Source organism: Paraburkholderia phytofirmans OLGA172 (assembly GCF_001634365.1).
In the GTDB taxonomy this organism is placed as follows: domain Bacteria; phylum Pseudomonadota; class Gammaproteobacteria; order Burkholderiales; family Burkholderiaceae; genus Paraburkholderia.
In genome coordinates this window covers 2,193,040-2,209,370 of record NZ_CP014578.1, presented here as the reverse complement: position 1 = coordinate 2,209,370, position 16,331 = coordinate 2,193,040, and the positions used below count along the sequence as shown (strand labels likewise).

Here is a 16,331-nt window from a genome sequence, read left to right as displayed (position 1 = left end):
GTTCGGCCTAGTTCAGCGCTTCCATGCGCAGCTTCGTGACTTGCGAGACAACGGTCTTCAGCGCTTCGATCGTCTTGATCGCCGCGTTGACGTTCTTTTCAACCGTTTCGTGCGTAATCAGGATGATGTCGGTTTCGCCCTTGCCGTTCGCATCGACCTGCTCCGATTCCTTCTGCAGCAACGCGTCGATCGAAATGCCCCTATCCGCCAGAATGCGCGTGATGTCGGCCAGCACGCCCGTCACGTCCGCCACCCGCAGACGCAGGTAGTAGCCGCTCGTCACTTCGTCGATCGGCAGGATCGGCGTGCTCGACAGGCTGTCAGGCTGGAACGCCAGATGCGGCACGCGATGCTCCGGGTCCGCCGTATGCAGACGCGTCACGTCGACCAGGTCGGCCACCACGGCGGAGGCCGTCGGCTCCGCGCCCGCGCCCTTGCCGTAGTACAGCGTGGAGCCAACCGCGTCGCCGTGCACGACGACCGCGTTCATCGCGCCTTCCACGTTCGCCAGCAGGCGTTTTTCCGGAATCAGCGTGGGATGCACGCGCAATTCGATACCCTTGTCCGTACGGCGCGAGATGCCGAGCAGCTTGATGCGGTAGCCAAGTTCTTCAGCGTATTTGATGTCGATTGCAGCCAGCTTGCTGATGCCTTCGACGTAGGCCTTGTCGAATTGCACCGGCACGCCGAACGCGATCGCGCTCATGATCGTCGCCTTGTGGGCGGCGTCCACACCTTCGATGTCGAAGGTCGGATCGGCTTCGGCGTAACCCAGGTCCTGCGCGGCTTTCAGCGCGGTCGCGAAGTCGAGCCCACGGTCGCGCATTTCCGAGAGGATGTAGTTCGTCGTGCCGTTGATGATGCCGGCAATGTACTGGATGCGATTGGCCGTGAGCCCTTCGCGCAGCGCCTTGATGATCGGAATGCCGCCCGCCACCGCCGCTTCGAACGCCACCATCACGCCGTTGGCGCGCGCCGCTTCGAAAATCTCCGTGCCATGCACGGCGAGCAGCGCCTTGTTGGCCGTGACCACATGCTTGCGGTTGTTGATCGCGCGCAGGACGAGCTCGCGCGCCACGCCCGTGCCGCCGATCATTTCCGCCACGATATCGATCGACGGATCGTCGACCACCGCGTTGAAATCATCCGTCAGCGCCACGGTGCCAGCTTCACTGCCGAGCGCCGCGGCCGCCTTGGCGGGATTGCGCACGGCAATGCGCGCGATCTCAATGCCGCGGCCCGCGCGGCGTTTGATTTCTTCCTGATTGCGGCGCAGTACCGTGAAGGTGCCGCTGCCTACCGTGCCGAAGCCCAGCAGTCCAACTTTGATCGGTTCCATGCAGCGTGTGTTTTCGAGTAAATGATTAAAAGGAAACTGGGGCTGGCCGCGGCGCGTGCCGGGCGCGCCGTCCATCTCAAGCCGTGTGGCGTTTGCGGTAGCCGTCGAGGAAGCGCGCGATCCGGTTGATCGAATCCGCGAGGTCGTCCACGTTCGGCAGGAACACAACGCGGAAGTGATCCGGCGTTTTCCAGTTGAAACCGGTGCCTTGCACCAGCAGCACGCGCTCTTCCAGCAGGAGGTCGAGGATGAACTGCTGGTCGTCCTGGATCGGATAAATCTTCGGATCGAGGCGCGGGAACATGTACAGCGCCGCCTCGGGCTTCACGCAGCTCACGCCGGGGATGGCCGTCAGCATGTCATACGCGAGTTCGCGCTGTTTGTACAGGCGCCCGCTCGGCAGGATCAGGTCGTTGATGCTTTGATAGCCGCCAAGCGCGGTCTGGATCGCGTACTGGCCGGGCACGTTCGGGCATAGGCGCATCGAGGCCAGAATGCCGAGCCCTTCGAAATAGTCTTTGCCATTGCGGCGGTTCTCGCCGGTCAGGCCCGAAATAAACATCCAGCCGGCGCGGTACCCGCACGAACGGTAGCTCTTCGAGAGGCTGTTGAATGTGACGGTGAGCACGTCTTCGGAGAGCGCGGCCATCGACGTGTGCTTCTTGCCGTCGTAGACGATCTTGTCGTAGACCTCGTCGGCGAAGATCACGAGGCCGTGCTGGCGGGCGATCTCGATCAGGCCGAGCAGCAGTTCGTCCGAGTACAGCGCGCCGGTGGGGTTGTTCGGATTGATGACGACGAGCGCACGCGTGTTCGGCGTGATTTTCGCGCGGATGTCGTCCAGATCCGGCATCCAGCTGTTCGATTCGTCGCAGATGTAATGCACCGGCGTGCCGCCCGACAGGCTGACGCCGGCGGTCCACAGCGGGTAGTCCGGTGCGGGCAGCAACACTTCGTCGCCATCGTTCAGGAGGCCTTGGAGCGCCATCACGATCAGTTCGGAGGCGCCATTGCCGATGTAGATGTCGTCCAGTTCGACGCCATGCACGCCCTTTTGCTGCGTGTAATGCATGATCGCCTTGCGCGCGGCGAACACGCCCTTGGAATCCGAGTAGCCGGACGAACCCGGCAGATTCAGGATCATGTCCTGGATGATTTCATCCGGCGCGTCGAAGCCAAACGGCGCGAGATTGCCGATGTTCAGCTTAATGATGCGGTGGCCCTCTTCTTCGAGCCGCTTCGCATGTTCGAGGACAGGCCCGCGAATGTCGTAGCAGACATTCAACAACTTGTTGGATTTGAGAATCGGTTTCACGGCGGGCACTTCATCCTGTTGATGGGCTTGGGCGAACCAGCGGGGGCGAAAAAACGGGACCCCGGCAAGTCCGCCGATATGGGGGATTATGACGCGGCAGGCCCGCCGGACACGGATCGAGCCGCCAGACGCGGATTGGGCCGGCTTTCCGGGCTGGCTAGGCGCGCGTCCGGCGGATTGCGCCGGCGCAGCAGCCAGACAGACCAAAAAGCAGACCCAAAGCAGATAAAAAACAGTCGAAAATCCGACGAAAAGCGGGCAAAACCAAGGCAGGTAGCCGATAGGCCTCGCTCATGTTCTCAGCGCGGCTTATGACAGCACATGAGGTGGCACTTGAGCGAGGGGCGCCGCAAGGCGGCTAAAAAGTTATAATTTAGCGGATTTTGGCCTGCTTCCGCAATGCACCAACCGCAACGGCAAGCCTTTTCGGCCGCTTCTGTGCCATTCGCGTGTCCCACTCGCGTCAAGCGGCCCTGATTCCGTTCTGCCCGGTCAGGCCGCCAACACGCATGATGTCTCACGACGACTTCGGAAAACGAATTTGAAATTACATCAGGATTCCAGCGGCGCCCTCAATACCGTCACCGGCTACGGCGCCGACTATGTCGAAATCAATCTGGTGCGCCATTCGGGCAGCATTCTCGTGCTGCCGGACGCGCCCGTCATCCCATGGCCCGTCTCCTCGTTCGACGACCTGAGCGCCGAACACTTCGCGATGCTGGTGGACGCCGCGCCCGAAGTGGTCGTGTTCGGCAGCGGTGAACGGTTGCGCTTCCCGCATCCGCGCCTGATCGCGGCGCTCACCGCCAAACGCATCGGCGTCGAAACGATGGACTTCAAGGCCGCCTGCCGCACCTACAACATTCTGATGGCCGAGGGCCGCAAGGTCGCGGCCGCGTTGCTGATCGAAGCGTAACGGCCGCCGGCTCCCTCGACGCACCAATCGCCATTTCCGAACAACAACGCAACGCCGCCTGCGCGGCGTCGCCAAAAAGGTTGAAATCCATGAACGATACGCCGACGAGGCTACCGCTCAATCGCTCCACGATCCTGCTGCTGGTGCTGGCCCTCGCCGTGATCTGGTTCGTGCCGCTCGGCTGGCGCCATCTGCTGCCGAGCGACGAAGGCCGCTACGCCGAAATGGCACGCGAAATGTTCGTCACCGGCGACTGGATCACGCCGCGCTACAACGGCTACAAGTATTTCGAGAAGCCGCCGCTGCAAACCTGGGCGAACGCGCTGACGTTCGCGTGGTTCGGCATCGGCGAATGGCAGGCGCGGCTCTACACCGCGCTGACGGGCTTTGCCGGCGTGCTGCTGATCGGCTTTACCGGCGCGCGCGTGTTCAACGCGGCGACCGGCGTGTTCGCGGCGATCGTGCTGGCTACGTCGCCGTACTGGAACCTGATGGGCCACTTCAACACGCTCGACATGGGCCTGTCGTTCTGGATGGAACTGACGCTCTGCACGCTGCTGCTGGCGCAGCGCCCCAGCCTGCCGACCGCCAACGTGCGGGCATGGATGTGGGTCTGCTGGGGGGCGATGGCGCTGGCGGTGCTGTCCAAGGGACTCGTGGGCATCATCCTGCCGGGTGCGGTACTGGTGCTGTACACCCTGGCCGCACGCGACTGGGCCGTGTGGAAGCGCCTGCATCTGATCGGCGGCCTGATCGTGTTCTTCGCGATCGTCACGCCGTGGTTCGTGCTGGTGCAGCAGCGCAACCCGGAATTCCTGAACTTCTTCTTCATCGTTCAACAGTTCAAGCGCTATTTGACGCCTGAACAGAACCGCCCGGGGCCGTTCTATTACTTCGTGCCGGTGCTGCTGGTCGGCTTCCTGCCGTGGTTGTCGGTGACCTTCCAGAGCGTGCGCCACGCGTGGCGCCTGCCGCGCCAGCCGAACGGCTTTGCGCCGGTCACGCTGATGCTGGTGTGGACCGCGTTCATCTTCCTGTTCTTCAGCGCATCGCACTCGAAGCTCCTGTCCTACACGCTGCCGATCGCCCCGCCGATCGCCCTGATCGTCGGCATGTATCTGCCGCTCGTCACACGCGACCAGTTGCGCCGCCATCTGGCCGGCTATGCGCTGTTTCTGGTCGTAGCCGCGTTTGCCGCGCTGTTCATGTCGCGCTTCGGCAATGCACGCAACCCGACTGAGTTGTATGTCGAATACCGCACCTGGGTGCTGGCGGCACTCGGCGTCGCCTTCGTGCTTACGCTGGCCGCGCTGTGGCTGAACCGCCGCAGCCGCGCTGGCACGCTCGGCGCCGTCGCGAGCTTTGGTGTGGCGTGGCTGCTGCTCGGTACGATTGCCGGCACGGGTCACGACGTGTTCGGCCGTCTGAGCTCCGGCGCGCCGCTCGCGCCCGCGATCAAGGCCGAGATCGCAAAGTTGCCGGCCGATACGCCGTTCTACTCGGTCGGCGTGCTCGACCACACGCTGCCGTTCTATGTCGACCACACGATGATCATGGTCGAACATCCCGACGAACTGGCGTTCGGCGTGTCCGTCGAACCGCAGAAATGGGTGCCGTCGATCGACGCGTGGATCGATCGCTGGAAGGCCGAGCGCTATGCGCTCGCGCTGATCCCGCCGCCGACTTACGACCGGCTGCTCAAAGAGGGGCTGCCGATGCAGGTGATCGCGCGCGACTCACGCCGGGTGGTGGTGGTGAAGCCCGTGGCGGTGCCCTCGCCCACATCCGGTGCAGCAGCACAGAGCGCACCCGCGCCAGTGGAAAAACCACAACAATGACCCCATCTGAGGAACCGACCGTTCGATGAACCCGATTTCCCTCTTTTGCATCCTCGCCGGCGTCACGTTGAACGCCGGCGCGCAATTGCTGCTCAAAGCCGGAACGAATGCCGTTGGACACTTCGATTTCTCCCGTGCGAACATCCTGCCCATCGCCTTCCGGCTCGCAACGCAGCCACCGATCATCGGCGGGCTGGCCTGCTACGTGATCAGCGTGGGCGTTTGGGTGGTCGGACTCTCGCGGGTGGACGTGTCGATTGCCTATCCGATGTTGTCGCTCGGATACGTCGTCAACGCGTTCGCGGCGTGGTATCTATTCGGCGAAGTGTTGTCGGCACAGAAGCTGGTAGGGATCGGCGTCATCCTGATCGGCGTCGTCGTCGTGGCGCGCAGCTAGGCGCGCCATGCCCCGGCCGCGCTGCGCCGGGCACGATTTATTACCGTTTATTGCCGGCACCGGTGCAAGCGCAGCGACAATACCGGCGGCAACAGATGCGCTAAGCCGGGCACCGTCGCCGGCTAAGTAAAACGTAAGGTTGGCCGTGGTAGGTTTGGCGGTTGCGCCCTTTTTTAGCCGTAGCCTTGGGTTTGCGCGTAGTTTGTGATCTACTTCGCGCCCTCCGGGTTGTGCCCCTTTCAATCGAGCGAAGCATTCATGAGCCAGTCACCAGTCCCGTTTTTGCCGTTTGTCAAACCTGAGATCGATGAAGAAACGATTCAGGGCGTCGTCGACGTGCTCCGCTCCGGTTGGATCACGACCGGCCCGCAGAACCAGAAGTTCGAAGCGGCGTTGTCCGAGTTCTGCGGCGGCCGCCCGGTGCGCACGTTCAATTCCGGCACCGCGACGCTCGAAATCGGGCTGCGTATCGCGGGCGTGGGCGAAGGCGACGAAGTCATCACCACCCCCGCCTCGTGGGTCGCGACCAGCAATGTGGTCTATGAAGTCGGCGCGACGCCGGTGTTCGTCGATATCGACCCGGTGACCCGCAACATCGACCTGGACCTGCTGGAAAAGGCCATCACGCCGCGCACCAAGGCGATTATTCCGGTTTACCTGTCGGGGCTGCCGGTCGACATGGACCGGCTGTATGACATCGCTCGCGCCCACAAGCTGCGCGTAATCGAAGACGCCGCGCAGGCGTTCGGCTCGACGTGGAAAGGCGAGCGCATCGGCAGGCTCGGCGATATGGTCTCGTTCAGCTTTCACGCGAACAAGAATCTGACCTCGATCGAAGGCGGCGCCCTGGTGCTGAACAACGAGGAAGAAGCGATCCTCGCCCAGAAGTACCGCCTGCAAGGCATCACCCGCACCGGCTTCGACGGCATGGACTGCGACGTGCTGGGCGGCAAGTACAACCTGACGGACGTCGCCGCGCGTGTCGGCCTCGGTCAGCTGCCGCATCTGGAGCGTTTCCTTGCACAGCGCAAAAAGCTCGTGCGCGCCTATTTCGCTGGACTCGAAGGCGGCGCGGCGCTCAAGCTGGGCATCGGCCTGCCGCTTGCCGACTTCGAGAACAGCAACTGGCACATGTTCCAGATCACGCTGCCGCTCGAAAAGCTGTCGATCGACCGCGCCGGCTTCATGGGCCTGTTGAAGGAACGCGGCATCGGTTCGGGCGTGCACTATCCGGCGATTCACCTGTTCTCGCTGTACCGTGCGCGCGGCTTCAAGGAAGGGATGTTCCCGCACGCGGAGCGCTTCGGCGCCACCACCGTCACGCTGCCGCTGTTCACGCTGATGAACGAGGGCGACGTGGAGCGGGTCTGCCGCGCGGTCAACGAAATTTGCGAACAATACGGAAAATAAGCGGAAATGAGTTATTCGGAACATCGCGCCGTCGCACCGGAAGTGTCGATCATCATCCCGGTGTACAACGAGGAAGCCGGGCTGGCCGCGCTGTTCGCGCGCCTCTACCCGGCGCTCGACGCGCTCGGCACCGGCTATGAAGTGATCTTCATCAACGACGGCAGCCGCGACAAATCCGCCGCCCTGCTCGCCGAGCAGTTCCGCGCGCGGCCCGACACGACCCGCGTGATTCTGCTGAACGGCAACTACGGCCAGCACATGGCGATTCTGGCGGGCTTCGAGCAATCGCGCGGCGAGATCGTCATCACGCTCGACGCCGACCTGCAGAATCCGCCGGAAGAAATCGCCAAGCTGGTCAACAAGATGCGCGAAGGCTACGACTACGTCGGCACGATCCGCCTGCAACGCCAGGACAGCTTGTGGCGCCGCAAGGCCTCGCGCGCGATGAACCGTCTGCGCGAGCGCATCACCCGCATCAAGATGACCGACCAGGGCTGCATGCTGCGCGCGTACAGCCGCCACATCATCGACACGATCAATCGCTGCGGTGAGATCAACACCTTCATTCCGGCGCTCGCATACACCTTCGCGCAGAATCCGGTCGAGATCGAAGTCGCGCACGAAGAGCGTTTTGCCGGCGAATCGAAGTACTCGCTTTACAGCCTGATCCGTTTGAATTTCGACCTGGTCACCGGCTTCTCGGTCGTGCCGCTGCAATGGCTGTCGTTCATCGGCGTGATCCTGTCGCTCGGGTCCGCCGCGCTGTTCGTGCTGCTGCTGATTCGCCGCTTCATCATCGGCGCGGAAGTGCAAGGTGTGTTCACGCTGTTCGCTGTCATCTTCTTCCTGCTTGGCGTGATCATCTTCGCGTTGGGCCTGCTCGGTGAATACATCGGCCGGATTTATCAGCAGGTGCGCGCGCGTCCGCGTTACCTGGTGCAAACGATTCTCGAGCAGCGCGACGGCGCCACCGTGACCGAAGCGCCGCGTCAGACGGTGGTGCAGGCCGTGCAAGCCGCGCCGTTGGTCGATCAGGGCCCGAATCCATGAAGCCGCGCGCCGTCGTATTCGCGTATCACAACGTCGGCGTGCGCTGCCTGCAGGTGCTGCTCGCGCGTGGCGTCGAGGTGGCGCTGGTCGTGACGCATGAGGACAGCCCAACCGAAAACATCTGGTTCAGCAGTGTCGCCTCGGTTGCGGCCGGGCACGGCATTCCCGTCGTCACGCCGGCCGATCCGAAAAGCCCGGAATTGCGCGCCGCGGTGAGCGCCGCGCGCCCGGACTTCATCTTTTCGTTTTACTACCGCCACATGTTGCCGGTCGATCTGCTGGCGCTCGCCGCACGGGGCGCTTACAACATGCACGGCTCGCTTCTGCCGAAGTACCGTGGCCGCGTGCCGACCAACTGGGCGGTCATCCACGGCGAAACCGAAACCGGCGCGACGCTGCACGAAATGGCCGCCAAGCCCGATGCGGGCGCGATCATCGCGCAAACGCCGGTGCCGATCCTGCCCGACGACACCGCCGCGCAAGTGTTCGACAAGGTCACGGTGGCCGCCGAGCAGACCCTGTGGCGCGTGCTCCCGGCACTGCTCGCGGGCGAAGCGCCGCATCTGCCGAACGATCTGTCGCACGGCAGCTACTACGGCGGGCGCAAGCCTGAAGACGGCCGGATCGACTGGACGCAAGCCGCGCAGCAAGTCTACAACCTGATCCGGGCGGTCGCGCCGCCCTATCCCGGCGCGTTTACCGATATCGCAGGTCACCGTTTCATCATCGCCCGTGCGCGCCTGGCTGCGCCCGGCGCGCTTCGCTCGGATTTGCCGCCGGGCCTGCACGTAAGCGATAATGCCGTTTTCGCGATATGCGGCGACGGTCGCTCGATCGCCATCCACGAATTGCGGCACCAGCATGACGGCAACGAAACCGTTATCACCCCGGCCGAATTCGCCCAGCTCATCCAAACTCCCCGTCATTCATGAAAACCGAAGGTTTCGCTAAAAAAGTCCTGATTCTGGGTGTGAACGGCTTCATCGGCCATCACCTGTCCAAACGCATTCTTGAAACGACCGATTGGGAAGTCTTCGGGATGGACATGCAGACCGAACGTCTCGGCGACCTCGTCAATCATGAGCGGATGCACTTCTTCGAAGGCGACATCACGATCAACAAGGAGTGGGTCGAGTATCACATCAAGAAGTGCGATGTGATCCTGCCGCTGGTCGCGATCGCCACGCCCGCCACGTACGTGAAGCAGCCGCTGCGCGTGTTCGAACTCGACTTCGAAGCGAACCTGCCGATCGTGCGTTCGGCCGTCAAGTACGGCAAGCACCTCGTGTTTCCGTCGACCTCCGAGGTCTACGGCATGTGCACGGACGAGCAGTTCGATCCGGAAGAATCGCAACTGTCGTACGGCCCGATCAACAAGCCGCGCTGGATCTACGCGTGCTCCAAGCAGCTGATGGACCGCGTGATCTGGGGTTACGGCATGGAAGGCCTGAACTTCACGCTGTTCCGTCCGTTCAACTGGATCGGCCCGGGCCTCGATTCGATCTATACGCCGAAGGAAGGCAGCTCGCGCGTGGTCACGCAGTTCCTCGGCCATATCGTGCGCGGCGAGAACATCAGCCTCGTGGACGGCGGTGCGCAAAAGCGCGCGTTCACGGATATCGACGACGGCATCGGCGCGCTGATGAAGATCATCGAGAACAAGGACGGTGTCGCCACGGGCAAGATCTACAACATCGGCAACCCGACCAACAATTTCTCGGTGCGCGAGCTCGCGCACAAGATGCTGACGCTGGCCGCCGAATTCCCGGAATACGCCGAGCTGGCCAAGAAGGTGCAGCTGGTCGAAACGTCCTCGGGCGCGTACTACGGTGCGGGCTATCAGGATGTGCAGAACCGCGTGCCGAAGATCGACAACACGATGCAGGAACTCGGCTGGGCGCCGAAGTCGACCTTCGACGAAGCGCTGCGCAAGATTTTCGAAGCGTATCGCGGCCACGTCGCCGAAGCGCGCGCCCTCGTCGAACAGCAATAAGGCCTGATCCTTGGCTCGTATCGTCCTGAAGATCGACGTCGACACGCTGCGCGGCACCCGCGAAGGCGTGCCGAATCTTGCTCGCATCTTCGACCGCTTCAAGGCGCGTGCCACTTTCCTCTTCAGCCTCGGGCCCGACCACACCGGCTGGGCGATGCGCCGCGTGTTGCGGCCGGGCTTTCTGAAGAAGGTGTCGCGCACGTCGGTGGTCGAACATTACGGCATCAAGCAGTTGATGTACGGCGTGCTGCTGCCGGGGCCGGACATCGGCGTGAAAAGCGCCGCGGAAATGCGCGCGATTCATGAAGCCGGTTTCGAATGCGGCATTCACACGTGGGACCACGTTTACTGGCAGGACAACGTGCGTTCGCAAGACCGCGAGTGGACCGAGAAGCAGATGCAGAAAAGCTTCAACCGCTTCGTCGCGATCTTCGGCACGCCGCCCGTCACGCACGGTGCGGCCGGCTGGCAGATGAACGGTCACGCGTTCGAGCAGATCGACGCGTGGGGCATGCACTACGCGTCCGACGGGCGCGGCCATTCGCCGTATCTGCCGGTGGTCGGCGGCCGGCAGCTGTCGCACGTGCAGATGCCCACCACGCTGCCCACGCTCGACGAAGTGCTCGGCGTGGATGGTGTCGATGAGCACAACGTCGCCGCGTGGATGTTGAAGCACACCGAAAACAATCCGCATGATCAGGTGTTCACGCTGCACGCTGAACTCGAAGGACAAAAGCTTGCGCCGATTTTCGAACAGCTGCTGGAGGGCTGGCGCGCGCAAGGCCATAGCTTCGCGACCATGGGCGATTACTACGCCACGCTAGACCGCAGCACGCTGCCATCGTACCCTGTTACGTGGGGCGAAATTCCAGGCCGCTCCGGCGAGTTGATTGTCCAGTTCTGACTGGCCAGGCTACAGCCGGCCGTGACGGCCCGGCCGCCGCGCGAGCGGCCACCACGCGCCAGTCGCCCTCCCCAGAACCCTCGATGCCAGGCCTGCGCCGCAGCAGTTGCAAGTGCAAGTACTGCGACGTCGGCCATTACAACCGGAGAACCTCGTGCCCATCGCAGTCGACCAACCCATCCCCGACTTTACCGCCCCCGCTACCGGTGGCGAGATCACGCTGTCCAAGCTGCGGGGCAAGAAGGTGGTGCTGTATTTTTATCCGAAGGACAACACGCCGGGCTGCACAACCGAGAGCCTGGAATTTCGCAATCTGTATCCGAAGTTCAAGAAGGCCGGCGCGGAGATTGTTGGTGTGTCGCGTGACACCATGCGTTCCCATGACAATTTCAAGGCAAAGCTCGAACTGCCATTTCCGTTGATCTCGGACCCCGAAGAAACCTTGTGTACGCTCTTCGGTGTCATGAAATTGAAGAAAATGTATGGCAAAGAAGTACGTGGGATCGAACGCTCCACGTTCCTGATCGACGCCGAAGGCGTGCTGTGCCAGGAGTGGCGCGGCGTGAAAGTGCCAGGGCATGTCGATGACATTCTGGAGGCTGTACAAGCGCTTTGAGGCGCGTTATATTGGGTTCCAATGAGTGCCTGTCCACCCCACACTTTTCGTAACTGCGCCAGACTTGACGGCCGTTTTTCCGGGTCCGTGGAAGTTATGAGGCGCAACGCGATAACCGAAGGCGAGCCGCTTGTCCCGTACGCCGGGGCGGCGGCTTTTTTAATTGCGCGCGGCCGTTCGTTCACTCGGCCACGCGCTTCCGTTAAGGAGCCGATCGAAGACCAGGCGAACCGGCATCTCTAGACCGAATGCGCGCCTCCGGGCGCAAACTGCGTGCGCACTCACTGGCACCAGCAGAATGCGACAGGCGGCGCACGAAATGTGACCCGATTATTTCGAGGGAAACCATGCCTTTGCCTACCCCCCCCAGCAAGCTCGGCAATCTCCTGCCGCCTGACGAATACAAGGCCAAAGCCGCCACGCCGGCGCGCTCCGCCGTGAAGAAACAGGCAGTCGAAGGGGAATCCGCGGAGTCGGCCGATTACGGCCGCGCGAACGTCGCCACGCCGATGGCGCATGCCGCCAATGCGGCGACCACTTTGCGGCCCGTGCCGGCCTCGCCGGCTTCCTCTATTGCGTCCGCGTCCGCCGCCGGGCAAGCTGCACCGGCGCCCCGCAGCCGCAAATCGAAGCAGACCGCCGCCTTGCTGCAACCGGTGCCCGCTGCGCGTCCGCAAACCGAGCCAGCGGCTGAAGCCACACCCGCCGCCAAATCGCAGCCGGTCGTCGCGCGCACGCCAAGCGCGAAAGACCCGGCCGCAGGCACGCCCGCAGCCGCAGCACCCAGCACGCGTGGCACCAGCAAGAAGCGCGGCGCGTCCACTGGCCCGCTCGAAGTCCAGAAGCTCTTCGTGCTCGACACGAACGTGCTGATGCACGATCCAAGCTGCCTGTTCCGTTTCGAGGAACACGACGTCTATCTGCCGATGATGACGTTGGAAGAACTCGACAACCACAAGAAGGGCATGTCCGAAGTCGCGCGTAACGCGCGCCAGGTGAGCCGCACGCTGGACGCGTTGGTGGCGAACGCCGGCAACATGTCGGACGGTATTTCGCTGGCGCGTCTCGGCAGCCGTGAGGCATCCGGGCGCCTGTACTTCCAGACCAAGCTCACCGCCATCGAGCCGGTCGAAGGCCTGCCGGAAGGCAAGGCCGACAACCAGATTCTCGGCGTGGTACGTGCGCTGCAGCGCGACCGGATGGATCGCCAGGTCGTGCTGGTGTCGAAAGATATCAACATGCGCATCAAGGCGCATGCGCTCGGTCTACCCGCAGAAGATTACTTCAACGACCAGGTGCTCGAAGACAGCGATCTGCTGTACTCGGGCATCCGCGCGTTGCCTCAGGATTTCTGGACCAAGCACGCGAAGGGCATGGAAAGCTGGCAGGACACCAAAACCGGCACCACGTATTACCGTGTGACGGGTCCGCTGTGCGCCTCGATGCTGGTCAACGAATTCGTCTATCTGGAGCCGCAGAACGGCGAGCCGACGTTTCATGCGCTGGTGCGCGAACTGAACGGCAAGACGGCGCTGCTGCAAACCTTGCGTGACTATGGCCACCACAAGAACAACGTGTGGGGCATTACGGCGCGCAATCGCGAGCAGAACTTCGCGCTGAACCTGTTGATGAATCCGGAGATCGACTTCGTCACGCTGCTGGGTCAGGCCGGTACCGGCAAGACGCTGGTCGCGCTCGCGGCCGGCCTTGCTCAGGTGCTCGACGACAAGCGCTACAACGAGATCATTGTGACGCGTGCAACGGTGCCGGTCGGTGAAGACATCGGCTTCCTGCCGGGTACGGAAGAGGAAAAAATGCAGCCGTGGATGGGTGCATTCGACGACAACCTCGAAGTCCTGCAGAAAACCGACGACGCCGCCGGCGAATGGGGCCGCGCCGCCACGCAGGAACTGATCCGCTCGCGCCTGAAGGTCAAGAGCATGAACTTCATGCGTGGCCGTACATTCGTAGACAAGTATCTGATCATCGACGAGGCGCAAAACCTGACGCCGAAGCAGATGAAGACGCTGGTCACGCGCGCCGGTCCGGGCACGAAGATCATCTGCCTGGGCAATATCGCGCAGATCGATACGCCTTACCTGACGGAAGGCAGCTCGGGTCTGACGTACGTGGTCGACCGCTTCAAGGGCTGGGCGCACAGCGGGCATGTGACGCTGGCGCGCGGCGAGCGTTCGCGCCTCGCGGATTACGCGTCGGAAATTCTTTAAGTCTTCAACGCCTTAGTTTTGTTTTGCCATGAAACCGCGTCCGGAGCACTCCGGACGCGGTTTTTTCATTGGCCGCACGTTCCGCTCCAACCACACTTAGCGCGCAAACTTCAAGTAATTTGTCAGGAATTCTTGCCTGAGCCAGGTTCGCCGGGCTACCATCCCGAAATCGTCCGCCCTTACCGCTCACTTTGTTTTCATGCGCCGACTCGCTTTCTCGCTTCTGACCGTTTTGCTGCTCGCCGCTTGCGCCGGCGCGCCGCAAAAAACGTCGCGCGAGACAGGTTCATCGGTCGTGGTCACGAACGGCGCCTATCATGCGCCGCCGCCGGGCTTCCCGAATTTCGTCGACCACAGCATCGGCCGCGAGGAAATCTCCATTCAGGCGATGAGTCTGGTTGGCATTCCGTACCGTTGGGGTGGTAATACGCCCGATAGCGGCTTCGATTGCAGCGGATTAGTTCGCTACGTGGTGTCACGCGCCGCTTCCGTGGATCTGCCGCGCACGACTGCGGATATGAGCGGCCGCGGAGAATCCATCGAACCGGATGAGATCGCGCCGGGCGATCTGATTTTTTTCAATACCACCGGGCATGCGCATTCGCACGTCGGCATTTATGTGGGCAAGCTGCGCTTCGTCAACGCGCCGTCGACGGGCGGCACCGTGCGGCTCGACTACCTCACCAATCCGTATTGGGCCAAGCGCTTCGACGGCATTCGTCGCGTGGCAGCGCCAGCGGCGACACCGGCGCCGTTCGACACACCGAGCTATCAGGCTGCTGCGCCGACACCCGCGCCACAAGCTGATCCGTTCGAACCGCCTCCGCCCGGCATGAGCGTCGGGAAGATGCAGGCGCGTGCGGCAGGCGCTGTATCTCCGGTGCCCTTGCCAGCCACTCAAGCGAGTGCGTACGACGCCGCCGCAGGCACTACGAATCAGCAGACGGCGGCTGCGCGCTCTGAACCGCCAACGGTCGCCGCCCGTGCGCCGGATCCGATCGACGCCGCTGCCGATGCATTCGAACCGCCCCCACCCGTTTCAGTCGCCGCGCGCCAGGCTCAGCAGGCCCAGCAGGCCCAGCAAGCTCAGCAAGCTCAGCAAGCTCAGCAAGCTCAGCAAGCCGATGGGAACGCAGACGTGCAGATCATGCGTGCCTCGACGGCGTCGCGTGGAATCCCTGCCCCCACGCAAACCACCGACGACCCGATCGCACGCTTCGCTAACGGCAATTTCTAACGGCGCGGGCTTGTGGCTCGTGGCCCTGCCGCCCAGGATTAGTCACGTGCCGGCGCGCGGCCCCCGCACCTCGAGCCAGTCCATCCCCGCTGCGCTGCCGATCTGCTATCGTCATCGATATTCTTCCGACAGCGGGTGATGACGATGGATCTCGGGCTGAAAGACAAGGTAGTGTTGATCACGGGCGGCAGCAAAGGGATCGGGTTCGCCTGCGCCCGGGCGTTCGCCCTCGAGGGTGCGAAAGTCGCAATCGTTTCGCGCGACCCCGCCAATCTCGCGCGCGCTTACGAACAGTTGAAGCAGGAAGACCTGCACGTGCATCGGACCCGCGCCGACCTGCACGAACCACACAGTGCCGCGGACATCGTCGAGGAAGTCACCACTGCGGTCGGCCCCATCGACGTGCTGATCAACAGCGCCGGCGCAGCCCGCCGCTATGACCCGGAAACGCTGGACGCCGAAGCGTTCCGCGCGACCATGGAAGCCAAGTATTTCCCCTACATCTACCCGCAGCAGGAAGTGCTGCGGCGCATGGCCGAGCGCGTGAAGGCCGGCGACAGCGCCGCACCCGGCACGATCGTCAACATCATCGGTATGGGCGGCAAGATCGCGAGCGATATCCATATCGCCGGTGGCGCCGCGAATGCCGCGCTGATGCTCGCCACCGTCGGCCTCGCCCACTACTACGCGCGCTACGGCATCCGTATCAACGCAATCAATCCGGGTTCGACACTGACCGAGCGCGTCGAGGAAGCGGTCAAACTGGAAGCGTCGCAGCAAGGCATCGCCAGCGCGGACGCGTTAGCGCGCGGACAGGCTAAAGTGCCGCTCGGACGCTATGCAAAACCGGAGGAAATCGCTGATGTCGCGCTGTTTCTGGCGAGCCGCCGCGCGAGCTATGTGACGGGCGCAATCGTCCCGATGGATGGAGGCAGCACGCCGCTGATCTGAGCGGCGCGCTTTATCAGCTTTATCAGCTTTATCAGCTTTATCAGCTTTATCAGCTTTATCAGCTTTATCAGCTTTATCAGCTTTATCAGCTTTATCAGCTTTAGCGGCTTTACAGCGCGGACAGCCTGGCCGTTTGA

14 protein-coding genes are annotated in these 16,331 nt (G+C 62.8%); 12 read left to right on the top strand and 2 right to left on the bottom strand.

Features of this window, described 5'->3' with window-relative positions; translation table 11 throughout:
* Positions 1-7: 7 nt before the first annotated feature.
* Together AYM40_RS09470 and AYM40_RS09465 are read right to left on the bottom strand one after the other, a co-directional pair.
* The gene (locus AYM40_RS09470; RefSeq protein WP_063497933.1) at positions 8-1,339 is read right to left on the bottom strand and encodes a homoserine dehydrogenase; all 1,332 of its coding nucleotides are present in this window, start codon (positions 1,337-1,339) and stop codon (positions 8-10) included.
* A 76-nt stretch (positions 1,340-1,415) separates the two neighbouring features.
* Entirely contained in the window at positions 1,416-2,663 is a 1,248-nt protein-coding gene (locus tag AYM40_RS09465) for a pyridoxal phosphate-dependent aminotransferase (protein WP_063495996.1), read from the bottom strand.
* A 532-nt stretch (positions 2,664-3,195) separates the two neighbouring features.
* Between AYM40_RS09465 and AYM40_RS09460 the strand changes: the two genes are divergently transcribed.
* The 12 genes from AYM40_RS09460 to AYM40_RS09405 all read left to right on the top strand — a co-directional run bounded on the left by AYM40_RS09460 (position 3,196) and on the right by AYM40_RS09405 (position 16,194).
* Positions 3,196-3,570: an Mth938-like domain-containing protein gene (locus tag AYM40_RS09460; RefSeq protein ID WP_063495995.1), complete on the top strand. Its 375-nt coding sequence runs from the start codon at positions 3,196-3,198 to the stop codon at positions 3,568-3,570.
* Between the two features lie 89 nt (positions 3,571-3,659).
* The gene (locus AYM40_RS09455; RefSeq protein ID WP_063495994.1) at positions 3,660-5,408 is read left to right on the top strand and encodes a glycosyltransferase family 39 protein; all 1,749 of its coding nucleotides are present in this window, start codon (positions 3,660-3,662) and stop codon (positions 5,406-5,408) included.
* Between the two features lie 25 nt (positions 5,409-5,433).
* Entirely contained in the window at positions 5,434-5,805 is a 372-nt protein-coding gene (locus tag AYM40_RS09450; protein ID WP_063495993.1) for an SMR family transporter, read from the top strand.
* Between the two features lie 258 nt (positions 5,806-6,063).
* On the top strand, positions 6,064-7,215 hold the full coding sequence (locus tag AYM40_RS09445; protein ID WP_063495992.1) for a DegT/DnrJ/EryC1/StrS family aminotransferase: 1,152 nt from the start codon (positions 6,064-6,066) through the stop codon (positions 7,213-7,215).
* Positions 7,216-7,221: 6 nt separating this feature from the next.
* Positions 7,222-8,265: a glycosyltransferase gene (locus AYM40_RS09440; RefSeq protein ID WP_063495991.1), complete on the top strand. Its 1,044-nt coding sequence runs from the start codon at positions 7,222-7,224 to the stop codon at positions 8,263-8,265.
* A complete protein-coding gene (locus tag AYM40_RS09435; protein WP_063495990.1) occupies positions 8,262-9,197 on the top strand; it encodes a formyltransferase in 936 nt (311 codons plus the stop codon). The genes AYM40_RS09440 and AYM40_RS09435 overlap by 4 nt, the downstream gene beginning before the upstream one ends.
* Positions 9,194-10,258, top strand: coding sequence for a bifunctional UDP-4-keto-pentose/UDP-xylose synthase (locus AYM40_RS09430; protein WP_063495989.1), 1,065 nt, complete (start codon positions 9,194-9,196; stop codon positions 10,256-10,258). The genes AYM40_RS09435 and AYM40_RS09430 overlap by 4 nt, the downstream gene beginning before the upstream one ends.
* Positions 10,259-10,268: 10 nt before the next feature.
* Positions 10,269-11,162: a polysaccharide deacetylase family protein gene (locus tag AYM40_RS09425; protein ID WP_063495988.1), complete on the top strand. Its 894-nt coding sequence runs from the start codon at positions 10,269-10,271 to the stop codon at positions 11,160-11,162.
* A gap of 154 nt (positions 11,163-11,316) precedes the next feature.
* Positions 11,317-11,778: a peroxiredoxin gene (locus tag AYM40_RS09420; protein ID WP_063495987.1), complete on the top strand. Its 462-nt coding sequence runs from the start codon at positions 11,317-11,319 to the stop codon at positions 11,776-11,778.
* Positions 11,779-12,125: 347 nt separating this feature from the next.
* Entirely contained in the window at positions 12,126-14,006 is a 1,881-nt protein-coding gene (locus tag AYM40_RS09415; RefSeq protein ID WP_063495986.1) for a PhoH family protein, read from the top strand.
* Between the two features lie 199 nt (positions 14,007-14,205).
* Positions 14,206-15,243, top strand: a complete 1,038-nt coding sequence (locus AYM40_RS09410) for a C40 family peptidase (RefSeq protein ID WP_063495985.1) — start codon at positions 14,206-14,208, stop codon at positions 15,241-15,243.
* A gap of 144 nt (positions 15,244-15,387) precedes the next feature.
* Positions 15,388-16,194, top strand: coding sequence for an SDR family oxidoreductase (locus AYM40_RS09405; RefSeq protein WP_063497932.1), 807 nt, complete (start codon positions 15,388-15,390; stop codon positions 16,192-16,194).
* Positions 16,195-16,331: the final 137 nt, after the last annotated feature.

Excerpts from the sequence above, each read along its gene's own strand:
- AYM40_RS09470 (WP_063497933.1), bottom strand. The coding sequence starts at position 1,339 with ATGGAACCGATCAAAGTTGGACTGCTGGGCTTCGGCACGGTAGGCAGC.
- AYM40_RS09455 (WP_063495994.1), top strand. The coding sequence starts at position 3,660 with ATGAACGATACGCCGACGAGGCTACCGCTCAATCGCTCCACGATCCTG.
- AYM40_RS09450 (WP_063495993.1), top strand. The coding sequence starts at position 5,434 with ATGAACCCGATTTCCCTCTTTTGCATCCTCGCCGGCGTCACGTTGAAC.
- AYM40_RS09445 (WP_063495992.1), top strand. The coding sequence starts at position 6,064 with ATGAGCCAGTCACCAGTCCCGTTTTTGCCGTTTGTCAAACCTGAGATC.
- AYM40_RS09440 (WP_063495991.1), top strand. The coding sequence starts at position 7,222 with ATGAGTTATTCGGAACATCGCGCCGTCGCACCGGAAGTGTCGATCATC.
- AYM40_RS09435 (WP_063495990.1), top strand. The coding sequence starts at position 8,262 with ATGAAGCCGCGCGCCGTCGTATTCGCGTATCACAACGTCGGCGTGCGC.
- AYM40_RS09430 (WP_063495989.1), top strand. The coding sequence starts at position 9,194 with ATGAAAACCGAAGGTTTCGCTAAAAAAGTCCTGATTCTGGGTGTGAAC.
- AYM40_RS09415 (WP_063495986.1), top strand. The coding sequence starts at position 12,126 with ATGCCTTTGCCTACCCCCCCCAGCAAGCTCGGCAATCTCCTGCCGCCT.
- AYM40_RS09410 (WP_063495985.1), top strand. The coding sequence starts at position 14,206 with ATGCGCCGACTCGCTTTCTCGCTTCTGACCGTTTTGCTGCTCGCCGCT.
- AYM40_RS09405 (WP_063497932.1), top strand. The coding sequence starts at position 15,388 with ATGGATCTCGGGCTGAAAGACAAGGTAGTGTTGATCACGGGCGGCAGC.